Raw genomic sequence first — 13503 nt, 5'->3', positions numbered from 1 at the left:
AATGGAATAGCTGTCAGGTCGAGCGCAGTCGAGACTTATTCAGGTATGTGAGCATATAAAAACTTCTATTTCAATCTTCAAAAATGAAAAGACCCTAATCTTTACAATTATGGTCTTTTCTACTTCTTTCATTAAAAATACTTACGCAACATCGGTACGAAGTTGCAAACTTCGCACAGCGGGCCTGAAAAGTTACAAACTTTTCAGCAACAAAAGAATACCTTATTCCTCATTCAGCTGCTGGCGCGAGCGTCACGCTCGTGCCTTCAAAAATCGTGTTGTGCTAAAAAGGCAAAGATCCATAAGACCTGCTTCAAAAAATCAAAAAATGGCCACGACATCAATGCCATGGCCATTTCTCTTTAAAATTTAATATCCATTGTTCCTCACCGCTCACTCGTACCGCCACGCGTCTGGAGACAGCGCGGTAGCGAAATTTGTTTTAATTCATTCTATGCACCAGCGGTGGAGCTGCTTTTTTTGTTTTTTGATGTTCCTGTGATGATGTCGGTTCGAGTGTTTTTAGAAGAACGCAGTGAATCTAAAAATATATCGAGAACCTACACAACTAGGTCTCGACTGCGCCTGTCTGTCGGCAGGCAGGCGCAGTCGAGACTTATCTCAGTTGCTGGCCCGAGCGTCAAGCTCGTGCCTTCAAAAAATCAAAAAATGGCCATGACATCAATGCCAAGGCCATTTCTCTTTAAAATTTAATATCCATTGTTCCTCACCGCTCACTCGTACCGCCACGCGTCTGGAGACAGCGCGGTAGCGAAATTTGTTTTAATTCATTCTATGCACCAGCGGGGGAGTACGAGTAAACTCAGCAACAGTTTATTTAATCAATAGAATTACTTCTCTGTTAGTTTTCTATATGTCCAATAATTTATTGCTCCAGATCCTCCCACTGCAATTGACCATTTTGCCCAACCAGGGACATTCGAAAATTTTGAATAATTCCATGGTGTACTAAATGTAGCCTGACCTAAACCATTGAATCCATTTAGTTGATGTGATTGAGATTCTGTTATTATTTTACTCGAACCCTTCACAAATCTTCCATTGGCCCCACGTAATATCAACCTTTTTTGTCCGTATATAACTACTTCAGATTTTGATATAATTTGAGTAGGTATACTCCCAACTGTCCAAAATGAAGAAGCTGAAGATTTACCTACTAATCCATTTCCTCCAAGTGTGATGACACCTAACAAACTTAGACCACTGCCTAATGCATCGCCGCTTATGGTATGATTCGTTCCTAACGTATTATTAATACTCTCATAAAAATCTTCAAAACCTCCATCCGTACTCATCGCTGCTAATAATCTTGCAGTGTAAGAAACTCCTAAAACATCAAGATCATCTAAAAGGTTAACCATACTTCCTAAAGCTTTGGTTTGTTCTTTTTTAGTCTTCTTGCGTAGTTTTTTTATTCTTTGAGCTTCCTTAACTTTTCCATTTTCTGCTAGTATTTGTTCTTCTTTTATACTTTTAAGTCCTAAAAATGATTTTGCACTATTTATTACTCCCCTGATTTTAGCTCCGATACTTTCCCCTGATTCTTCTTCATCACCACAGCAATTATCTTCATCATTGCTATCCGCAGCTCCTCTTTCACTAGGTCTTAAATGATTTCCTCTTCCATCTGTCACACTTCTACCAAAAACATCTGATTGTGAATTTGCACCGGAAGGGTCTGCCCAATAAATAGGATTATTGTCGAAAGCATTAAATGGCGAATAGTTATAATGTACTACTGGATCTTGCACCACCCATCTAGCTATTGCAGGGTCAAACTGTCGCACCTCCATTTCCATCATGTTATAACCTAGGGATTCTTCTAATTCCATACCATTGTATTCAAAGGTATGATCCCTACCATTCTGCCCATTATTATACCCCTTATGTTTAAGTCCAAACGGATAAAAGTTGTTCTCCTCCTTAATTTCTGAAGTAGTAATATTTCCATCATGGTTGTTATCACTGTAGGAGAGACGTATATTTCCTAAGTGATCTTTGTATTGGTAGGTATAATCATAGTCATTAGTACCATCAGCTTCCACATAGCCTTCTGCCGTATTAAAAAACTGTAAGCCACCATTCTCATAAATGTAATTGCCTGCATATTCCGTGGTGGTTAGCGCACCTGAATCATTTACTATCTTTTTGATTTTTATGCCGGCTGCATCGTAGGAATACCTAATATCCTTATTGGTCCCAAAGCTGACCTTAGTGGGCAGGTTCAAATGGTTATAGTCAATATCCGTGATTCCTTTATTGCGATCTAGAATCATATTGCCATTTGCATCATATTCAAAATCATCATTGGTGTTGGTGCCATCTTTAAACCCATAAGTGTCGTTGGCATTATCTACTACTTTGGTCAGCTTATTTCCAGAATCATAGGAATAACTAAGGGCATCCATAGTTCCCCAATGAGTGGAAGTTGTCGGGTTTGGACTAGCCACCAAATGTCCTTTCCTATTCAAAGTGGTAATATTCCCATTCTTGTCATAGGCAATGCTACTGAGATTGTAATGCCCGGTATTGTCCACCCCACTTTTGATTCGATTCAGGGCATCATAGGCATAGGTATAGCTTTTTAAACTGCTATCCGTATTTGCTGTTTTCCAATGGGTCTGACTGATATTCCCATTGTACAATGGCGTTCCGCTTGTAGGGTCATTGTACTTTAATTCGAAGCCAAAAAGATCCGTGCCTAAAGCCGAGATATCATTAATTTTTTTCAGCCATCCTCTTACATTATAAGCATAGTTGACTTCCTGTAAGGGACTACTTGTGGTATTCCCGACATTTTTGGTCACTAACTGACCAATTTCATCATAGACATTCTCTGCGATAAGCTCTACGGTGCCATTTCCTATCTGATGGGTTTGCGTTACTAACCTAGCGGCATGATCATACGTAAACTTCTCTGTCACTACAATAGAAGCATTGCTTCCTTTGGTGTGTGTACTTTTGGTTTCCAACACCTTCCCTACAAAGTCCAGCTTACTCTCCACAATATCGGTGGTCCCCAATTCATTGTTTTTTGAAGCGACATAAATAGGACGTCCTTTAGCATCATAGCCTGTAAGGGTGGTAATCCAATTTGTAGTTCCCAATACACGCACTTTACTTCCAGTGGCCAGTTCTTTGGTCTGACTTGTCATGGCTTGTCCAAAACTGGTGGTTGCTGGTAAGCTGAGTCCATCTTTATCGAAAGTGGTATTGTCATAATAGTTGATGGATAGGGTTTGTGTAAAGGCTGTTGGGTAACTGCTGTTACTGTAATACACATCTGTTCCTGCAAGTTGTATAGCCGTTGTTCCCTTGGTTTCAAATTGTGTCGAAACCCCATTGGCAGCAGTCTGTACCGCCGTTCTAGATCCGTTATTGCTCGTTATCCCGGTATATACGACCCGCCCAAAAGCATCGTATTTGGTAAACAACCATTCTCCCTGTGCCCGCAAATTAGGGTCTTGGGTCATAATCGGTTGATTCCTTTTGTTATACACGATGTACTCCCATCCTTTGCCCGGAATTTTCTTTTCGATCAAACGGTTTCGGTAATCGTATTTGTATTGATAGGCCAATTCGCTCAATTCCGTAGCACTTACGCCATTGGATATATCCACTTTAGGAGGCAACACAAAGGAAAGATTGCTATAATCGTCATAGACATAGTAGGTGTCATGCGGAATTTCATTGTCATAGGTACGTTTCAGGACCACTTGTCCTTTGGTATTGGTAAACTCCTCTGTAGTATGGTCTTTACTGGAACTGCCATCGTGGTTTTCGTCTTTGGTGATGACTTTAGTCAATTCCCCAGGATGATAACTTCCGTGATCGATCAGCGTAGGTGCTTGTGCATCCCCGCCCGTAAAACTGACCTCAAAGAAAGTCACTTCTCCCGTGGTATTGGCTGAGTATTCAAACTTGACCTCATGACCACTGCCCAATTCCCAGTCTTTCCCCGGAGCGGCCTGTTTTAGGGGTCGATTTAAAGGAGACGCTTCAAAAAGTGTTTCGGAATAAGTATTGGTACTGGCTGCAGTAACACCGGTAAAATCATCGGCATAAGCGGTCTTATAGTATTGCTTGGTGGCCAAATCCTGATCTCCTGTTTTATACTGCCCATAGACGACATCTGTTGTAGGATACGGAAGGTACTCTTTGGTCTGCCGTCCCAAAGCATCGTACTCCATATGAGTCACAATATCCTTTCCTGTGGGCGACTGCTTGATGGCTATTTGTTGCAATCCCCGACCAAGGCCATCAAAATAGGCCACTTGATCAATGATATCGGCATTTAATAGCAATGCATTATTATCAATACTGCTCATTGCTTTTTGAGGTGCACGGCTATAGATATAATTCTGATTGTTATCCAAACTCACGGCATCGTAAACGGGTTGATAACATCCATTGCCCGTACCGGGGCCGGCCACTGCGGGGCATTCATCCGCATTATTCGCGACATACCCTGTGGGAGCCACACTGTAGTATACACTTACCGCAGGATCTCCATAGCCATCATTATCACTATCGCTATAGAAATTTTGAGGTGGGATATTGGTGATATTGGCAGTACTATCATCGTAATCATCGCTATTGCTTACATAACCGGCCGGTGGTGTGCAGCTTGAGGAGCTTGTAGCCGAATTTCCGTAACCATCTCCATCGGCATCAACGTACCAAGTGCTCGGTTGGGTGATGCTGTAAGTAATGGTCTGTGCCGTTCCCCAGCAACCGTTACTGTTTCTTCCTCTGAGGTAGTATACCGAGCCACTGGTTCTTGTAATACTCGTATTTGCATTGGACGTACTCGTTCCGGTGGCCGTACTTTGCCAATACCAGCTAATACCACTTGGGGGTGCAGTCCTGGTCAGCACCGTATTTCCACAATTATTGGTTATTGAGGGTAAGGGTGGAACGGCGGGTGTTGCTGCTACACTTACTTGAACGCTACTTGTATATTTGGTTTCCGAACAAGAGATTGCTCTTCTGCGGTACCATCTGGATGCCGCCAATCCTGAAGGTGGATTATAGGACGTACCCGTAGCTCCGGAGATATTGGTCCAGCTACTGGATCCATTATTGGAGTATTGCCACTGGTAACTATATGATCCATTACCTCCACTGGCGTTGCTGCTCGACCCTAAGGTTGAAGGATCTCCTGCATAACAGACGGTCTGTATTCCGCTGATGCTTCCTGCATTGAGGCTTGGGTTTACAGTGACTTGAATACTCCCGGTATATTTGGTCTGTGAACAGGAACTTGCTCTTCTTCGGTACCATCGAGAAGCCGTAAGTCCCCCAGGAGGATTATAGGAGGTGCTAGTAGCTCCAGAGATATTGGTCCAGCCGTTAGATCCATTATTGGAATACTGCCATTGATACCCAAAGGAGCCATTGCCCCCACTCGCATTACTACTTGATCCCAAAGTAGAAGGATCTCCAGAATAACAGACGGTCTGGGTTCCACTGATGCTTCCCGCACTCAAATTGGGTTGCACCGTTACTTTGATACTTGATGTATATTTGGTCTGTGAACAAGAAATCGCTCTCCTACGGTACCATCGAGTGCTAGTTTGTCCCGATGGAGGATTATACGAAGTTCCGGTAGCTCCCGAGATGTTCGTCCAGCTACTGGATCCGTTATTGGAATATTGCCATTGATAACTATAGGATCCATTACCTCCATTGGCATTGCTATTTGACCCCAAGGTAGCAGGATCGCCGGAATAACAAACCGTTTGGGTTCCGGCAATACTCCCTGCATTTAAATTGGGTAGTACCGTTACTTTGATGCTTGAAGTGGATCTAGTGATCCCACAAGAACTGACTTGCCGCCTGTACCACCTAGAAGTGGTTAGTCCTCCAGGAGGATTATAGCTGGCACCCGTAGCTCCGGAAATGTTCGTCCAACCACTACTCCCATTGCTGGAATATTGCCATTGGTAACTATAGCCATTGCCATAACTGGCATTATTTACACTGCTTAGGGTATTAGGGTCACCGCTATAACATATGGTATGGGAACTTCCAATAATTCCCGCATTCAAATCTCTTAAGGTAGCGTAGACCCTTCCGGTACCGCTACTCCACAGGCCACTGCTGTTACGAGCCCGAATGTAATAGTACCCACTACCCTCATTGGCCGTAAAAGAACTACCAGACCCTTTATGCGTAAAGGTTCCATTGGCATCTCTCCCTTGCCAATACCAAGTTACTCCACTGGGCGGATTTCCACTTCTAGATAGTGTTCCCGTGCCACAGCTGGTGCTTGCTAAGGTAGGGTTTGCTGGATTTGGAGGCGGATTTGCGGATACGGTCACATAAACTGTAGCATTGTACAATCCGAAAAAAGGATCTGAAGAAATCGCACTTACGGATGCCGTTCCTGTGTTATTAAATCGTACTGTGGCACTATAGGTGCTGCTTGATAAAACCTGAGCTCCAGAAGATACGGTCCAAGTGGTATTGGTTAGATTCGATGGGCCACTGATGCTATAGGTTTTGGTTTCTCCAGCCGTGGCCACGGTTGCCCCATTGATACTGATACTTCCACCACCGCCACCGCCAAATTGGCCGTACACGGTATGCGCATTCATTAAAAACAGGAACAAAATTCCTATAAAGAAGGCTATTTTATGAGTTTTTATAGTGTTGTTTTTCATGTGTTGGTGGGATTATTGTCCTTTATAATGATAGTTATTCTGGGAAAGGATAAAGCCATCGGCATCCTTGACTTGGGTAAGCCTGCTAAGGCCATCATATTCAAAAGTGGTGCTGTAGCCTCTGGCATCGGTCTGGGTAACCAGGCCTTTTAAGGGGTCGTGGATAAATGTGCTTACCATAGCATTGGGAAAAGCAGTGCGCAGGTTTTGATATAGGGTTCCAAGTTGAGCATTGGTGGTAACACTTAAATCTATCGGAGATTGTACGGCATCCAATTGCGCTTTGGTCACATTGATCAGTTGAGCGAGGACATGGTTACGCGTGGCATCCCATAACACTGCTGTTGGAATATCATCGCGCATTGTAATTTGGGCAGGCTTGCCTTGATCTAAAATATAGCTGCCATAAAATTCATAATCAGCGGGAATATAAGTGCCATAACTATTGCTACCCTGACCTTTATTGTAGCGATAGGTTTCCACCACATTTCCCTCTGTATCAAATACGGCGTACTGCCCTTGAATGAGGTTTGTCTTATCATACACCTTTTTACTCACCGGTAGGGCGATATAATGATCATTGACAAAGCCATTCATCTGTGTGCTTTGTGTACTATGATTTTGCGGATAGGTATATTCAATAGTTAGATGCTCGCCATGGGTATTGATGCTTAAATTATCCGAATCAATATCCTGCTGGCTTGTGGCATAATAGCGACCATCCAATTCCTGACGGATAGGCAATAACTGATCATTATAGTCATACCTACTTATCTTAATACTTGCCGAAAAAGGATCAGTGGTATCCCCAAAATAATCGATCTCTTTACGATTAGATAGTTCTTCTGTATGTAAATAATAGCGGGACAAATAAGAAGTACCATATCCTAAATAGTTAATCAAATGCGCTGTTGATGGTCCATTTGAGTTTCCAGAGGATAAGATAGAATAGAAAAAACACTGATCCTTATCACCAAGAACATAATATTGTACCTCACCTGTTGTACCTGTATACTCTAAATCAACGCTTTTAACCAAAAAATCATCTCTATAAAACTCTTGTCGGACCATTCTGGAATCTCTTGACTTATTTCTAAATTTCCCCTCATACTTTTCTACGGTCCGTAGTGTTTCTCCGTTTCCAATCTGTTCTATGGTCACCTCATCATAATAGTAACCAGATCGTATTAGTACTGGATTCAATGTTAGGTTATCGGAAGAGAAGACTTTTTTCAACCCATAATCCTTTCGCGTAGCACCAAGATTAGATCCCAAGCTATATCCTTGAAGTCCCTGATAGCTATAGTTTGTTCTTTTCGTCTGAGTCCCATCAGCATCTTTATCGATAATACTAGAAACCCTAAGACCACCGGTATAATGATTGACATCATTTGCATTGACGTTTACACCAAAACTAAAATCAGTAGTACCTCCAGTTGGATATTCTATTGTTTTTAAAGTCCCTATTTTAAGAAAATTAAGATCAGGCGTTCGGTCTGCTAAAAAGGCGCTATAAGTACTGTTCAATACGCCTTGTGCTCCTGCAGAAACAGGCACTAAAGAGCCATTGGTCTTGCCATTATAGTAGCCGGAAAAATCTTTGGAAGTACTTCCTTTAGATGGTAAAGCACCAGTCTCATAGGTAAACACATAAGGAGGTTTTGCCAGACCATCAAAACCTATTTCCTGCACCCGATCTAATCTAAGCCGTGCATCTCCCGTATAGGTACCATAGGTAAAGACAAAGCTCTTGGTTTTATTTTTTAATCTATCCAAGATGCTAATAGAAGTCAGTTTTTTTTGCCAGGTTGAGAGTGAGGTATCGTCAGCGTAGTGGAAAGTGACTTGTACAGTAGGAGAAGTGATGGTCTTGATTAATTGTTGTTGGGGCGTATAGTAAATAGAGGTATTTATCAAATGTGTATTGTTCAAATACTGTTCCCCCAAGCAACCGCAGTAGGTTTCGTTTGAGGACGGAAGGCCAGATCGTGGATCTATAGGTTGACAACCATTGATCTGAGTAATGGAATTGGACACATTAAAAATGGTGTATTGCATGTTATAATTCTCATACTCCAAAAGAATTTCCTTATTATTTTTCGTTTGGATTTTATTCATCATCCATCCAGAAATGTTGGCTCCACTATCTAAATTAAAAGCTACACTGCCATCTCCACTGGTACCCACATTAGTAGAATTGATTTCAATTGCATCGGCATCATTAAAAAAATAGGTGTTTCCCATACCATCTTTTGTGATAAAACCTGGAATTTGATTCACAGCATTTATTCGTTCAATGGAGATATGATCTTGGTACTCTTTAGCCAAATTCCCGTTTTGATCGTAAATAAAGGCTCCTGAATAACCTCCAAAATTATAGCTAAAATCATCGGGGAAGTAATCGTCATTTTGAGCGGAATCGTCTAAGACATATACTTGGGTATGCCTGTCATCAAATGTATTATTGTTAAACCAATCCGCATCGATATAACCACGATGCTGTGGATTTAACCAGCCTACTTCATCTGCTTTATCATTGACTTGCCTGAAAATTCCACCTCCTGCATTGAGGCGCCATTTAAGTCCAACAGCACTGGCCAGTTCGTCCACCATGATACCTGAAGCATCATAAGACAAAGAAATAGGAATGGATACTCCATCTTCTACTACCGTAAAAATGGGAATGGAAATTTGAGGAACTCCCGTAGCATGATTTACCGGGGTATTCCCGTATACCGTAAAACTACTGGCATTGGGCGTCACGGGTACATAATTTGCGTGGTACTCGGCATAGTCAGGAGTGAATCCTTGATTCCCCCCTCCTATTTGAGCTTGGCACATTAAGGTCCCCGTAAAAAGAAAAAAGAGGACACATTGGAATTGATTTGCTTTCATGTGTTATGGATTATTATATTGGTATTGATGTAATTGGTCTATTGAATTTTGGATAAGAGTATCCCCTCCCTCTACGATATGGCCGTACAGGGTATAGTTAACATGTCCTTTTCCTTATTCCAAAAGGACGAATCGTCAAGGCTCTAGTAAACGCTGTTTTGAACAGTTATCGCCTTTCTTATAAAAACAGTGGGTCTTTTAAATGTAGTACTGCAGTCTGTTTAGTAAAATGCCCCAATTTTTGGAAAAACAGAAACTAGGAGTTTTAAGCTAAAAAATTTGAGAACATGACAATAGGGATCCCCATGAAATTGCCTAAGGATTTTTTTCTTCATGATATTGAGGTTCAATTGGTTACAAAATTCTTGGTCTTGATGAAAAAATCTACACAAAACAGATTGTTTATGTCTTTTTGTATGTTTTTCAGTTAAAAATATCGAATAAAAACGAATAATCCTAATAAAAATAATAATGTAATCTTACTTAATTCGTGAGAAAAAAGTAGGATATATACTATAAGATGATTTAAGATTCATGCTAAAATGGCATTTAGCTTGAATGTCTTGTACAACAAAAAAGCCATGGCATTACTGCCATGGCTCCTATTCTGTGAAGTTTGTAAGTTCCCAGGTAAACGCGCACCTTATTCCCTACTCCCTAAAACACACCTAAAGTTCCCTAAAGGAGACAATATCCTATTTGCAGCACTTGGTGTCACTTCGAGTGTTTTTTATAAGCGAAGCGCAATTAAAAAATGTATCGAGAAGTCTTTTCAATGGAATAGCTGTCAGGTAAAGCGCAGTGGAGACGTATTCAAGTATGTCATCATATAAATACTTCTATTCCAACTTGCTCTGCGAAGTTTGTAACTTCGCAGCAACAAACATCACTTAACCCTTAATGCCTCATACCTCAAAACTTCTCACTCATTATCGGTAGGAAGTTGCAAACTTCATACAGCGACAGAAGCTTATCTAGACCTTAACCGTCTCGAACAACGTATATTTGGACGTCAAACGCTCAGGAATGGTAAGGATTTCTTTGTGGAACATTCCAGCCAATAATTCAATCCCATCTACTAAAGTGCTGGCAGATGGTTGGGTAAACAAATCAAAGTCTGCCAAATAAACGGCATTTTCTTTCACTGCTTTCAAATGGTTCCATTCTAGTTTTTGTGTCAGCAAATGCATTTCCTCCGCGGCTCGATCAATGCGAAAGCCACAAGGGGCAATGACCAATACTTCAGGGTCGTATTTTACAATTTTCTCCCAAGGGGTCACAATACTGTCTCCTGAAGGATTGGAAAGCATATCAATACCGCCTGCATAGGCGATTTGATGGGGAATCCAATGCCCACAATTGTAAATGGGAGCAATCCATTCCATCAGCAAAACGCGTTTTGGTAGCACTTTATGTTTGCGTTGGGTATCAATAATCGTATCGACTCTGCTTTGCAATTTTTCAAGATAAGCATAGGCCACTTCCTCTTTATCTAATGCTTTGGCGATTGTAATTGCAGTGGCAAATACATCTTCCAAGGAATCGGGGCTAATGGAAATCAATTCGGGTTGTTTTTCCAATTTAGCTACGGCTGCTGCGGTACAGGCGGTATCTATTTGACATACTTCACAAACATCCTGTGTAAAAATAATATCTGGTGCTATTTCCTCCAGCAGCGGTTCATCAACGTAATACAAGCTTTTTCCTTGCTGTTTGCTTGCCGAAAAAATAGTATCGATTTCCTGACTGCTATATTCCTTCCCTTCAAGAACACATCGTACCACGGCTTTTTTCTCAGTCAATGCAATCTCCGGACATTCAAAAGTAATCCCATATAGGTGTTCTTGTAATCCCATATCATAAATCATTTGGGTAACCGCAGGTAAAAAAGAACATACTTTCAACATCAGATGGTATTTTAAAGGTCAAGGTAAAACATTTCGTCTAAAACAACTAGAGCACAATCGAAATCATTGCATCGTATGAATTCGCTTGTGCTCCGGTCTAAAATAATTTCATTAGGATTATCTAAAGCATTAGAACGTCAAATTCATCCCAATTCTAAAATTTCGTCCTCTGGTACTGAAGCCCAAAGTTTCTTGAAAGTCCTCATTCAAGAGGTTATTGGCATTCAGGAACACCCTTAATTTATTTGCCAATATTTCGTGTCCGATATAGGCATCTACCACTGAAAAGGCGTCTAAAGGAACATCTACAGAAGGAAACGCGCTGAAATCGGTATCCGAACGATCCCCGGTATAGGTATAGGCCAAAGAAGCATTGGTTCTATTGGAAAAATCGTAGGCCAATGTTGCATTGATCTTATGTTTTGGAATACGAATTGCATTGTCGCCTTTACGTTCTGTGAAGGTATAATTGGCGCTGAACTGAAGTTCGTCTGCCGGATTCCAATCCACCTCAACCTCAACACCTTGTGCATCTATAGTATCCTCTGCATTTAAAAACCCGAAAGCGGTATTGTCAAAGAAGACGAAATTTTCTTCTTTCCTATTGAAGTACAAAGCACTTGCGCGAAGCTTATTGGAATTCTTATATTCCAATCCTCCTTCTATGGTCCGGTCGTCTTCCGGCTCTAAATCTGGATTAGGTCCAAAATTCCCGAATAACTGGTTCAAAGAAGGTGTGATATAGGAAGTGGCATAGGAGGTCAATACCTTAAAATACCCTTCTTCTGTTTTAAAGGTAAAGGAAGGGTTTACATTAAAGATAAAATTACTTCCATATTCGGAGTGATTGTTGAGTCGCGCCCCAGCATTGATATTTAGACCAAAAGGGGAAACATAAACCACATTGGCATAGGGATCAATAATATTAAAATCTTCGGTTTCCGTCAATTCAATTTGATTGTCAATATAGTTCACACCAGCAATCAAATAGAAGGTGTTGTCAAAGTTGTATTTGTTATATAGATCTACTACCAAGTTCTTGGATTCTGAAGTACTTGGGAACTGTGAAATAAATTCTGTATCATAGGTAGAATATCCCGTATTCAGGTGTAAAGAACCATTTTCATAAGTATATTCTGATGAAAGCCCCGTTCTCAATTGTTCAATGCGCGTAAGGTTATCGGCATCTAAAAACCCAAAAGATTCGTCGAACTCAGCATCTACTTTACTGTGGTTTCCAAAAATCTGTACATTAAAATTCTTTGTGAATTGATACCCTAAACGTACATCCGTATTAATTCTGGAGTAACTATCCTCCTGGTTATCTGCAGTTAACACGGCCGAAATACCATCCGTATAGGTATTGGAGAAGCTTGTGGCATAGGTAAATTTCCCTAGTGTTCCATTGATTTGTGCACTATTGGAAAAATCAGATAAATTGTAGTTCTGATCCTCAGCAGTTTGATTCGTGCCAATACTAGATTGGAAGGTAGCCGCAATTTTTTTCTTGGAAGCTTTCTTGGTAGTAATATTGATTACTGCCGTGGCTGCGTTAGTTCCATACAAAGTACTGGCAGCTCCCTTTATAATTTCAATGGATTCAATGGTAGAAACGGGCAACAAGCGAAGGTCATATTCCGAAGAAAAAGAAGCGGGATCTGAGACCTGAACACCGTCAATGATGATCAAGGTTTGACGGCCACGACCCCCACGGGCAAAAACCCCTAAGGTCACCCCATTACGGCCACGGCTTCCATTGACTTCTATTCCACTTTTTCTGTTAATGATGTCAACCACCGTCTTTCCTTGGCTTTGTGCCAATTCTTTTGCCGTGATTTTGATTACGGTCTTTCCTGAATTTTCCCTTTTCAATTGAAAGCGGGAATCACTCACCACAACCTCATCCAATTCGGTAACAATAATGGAATCGGTTTGTTTTTCCTGTGCCAAAGCATTTGCGTACACCAAAGAAGCGGCGCACAATCCTAAAAATTTTTTGTTCATTTTCGTTTAAA

Annotated in this window: 5 protein-coding genes; 1 reads left to right on the top strand and 4 read right to left on the bottom strand. The window is 41.1% G+C overall.

Translation table 11 applies throughout. The annotated features are described in order from the left end of the window. Window positions 1-851 precede the first annotated feature (851 nt). Both ACEXOE_RS20010 and ACEXOE_RS20005 read right to left on the bottom strand, forming a co-directional pair. Complete coding sequence (locus ACEXOE_RS20010) at window positions 852-6686, bottom strand: DUF6443 domain-containing protein (protein ID WP_394750634.1); 5835 nt, start codon at window positions 6684-6686, stop codon at window positions 852-854. A 12-nt stretch (window positions 6687-6698) separates the two neighbouring features. Further along, window positions 6699-9581 carry an RHS repeat protein gene (locus tag ACEXOE_RS20005; RefSeq protein WP_394750633.1) on the bottom strand — a complete coding sequence of 961 codons (2883 nt, stop codon included), beginning with the start codon at window positions 9579-9581 and terminating at the stop codon, window positions 6699-6701. 542 nt (window positions 9582-10123) lie between these two features. Between ACEXOE_RS20005 and ACEXOE_RS20000 the strand changes: the two genes are divergently transcribed. Then, window positions 10124-10414, top strand: a complete 291-nt coding sequence (locus ACEXOE_RS20000; RefSeq protein WP_394750632.1) for a hypothetical protein — start codon at window positions 10124-10126, stop codon at window positions 10412-10414. Between the two features lie 141 nt (window positions 10415-10555). Here the strand turns inward: ACEXOE_RS20000 and ACEXOE_RS19995 are convergent, their stop codons facing one another. Together ACEXOE_RS19995 and ACEXOE_RS19990 are read right to left on the bottom strand one after the other, a co-directional pair. Then, window positions 10556-11488 (bottom strand): ABC transporter substrate-binding protein, encoded by a 933-nt coding sequence (locus tag ACEXOE_RS19995; RefSeq protein WP_394750631.1) that lies wholly within the window; start codon window positions 11486-11488, stop codon window positions 10556-10558. A gap of 129 nt (window positions 11489-11617) precedes the next feature. Continuing rightward, window positions 11618-13492, bottom strand: a complete 1875-nt coding sequence (locus ACEXOE_RS19990) for a TonB-dependent receptor plug domain-containing protein (protein ID WP_394750630.1) — start codon at window positions 13490-13492, stop codon at window positions 11618-11620. Window positions 13493-13503: the final 11 nt, after the last annotated feature.

Origin of the sequence: Spongiimicrobium salis (assembly GCF_043678055.1) — a bacterium.
Classification (GTDB): domain Bacteria; phylum Bacteroidota; class Bacteroidia; order Flavobacteriales; family Flavobacteriaceae; genus Spongiimicrobium; species Spongiimicrobium salis.
This window is presented reverse-complemented; position numbering and strand designations above follow the sequence as displayed.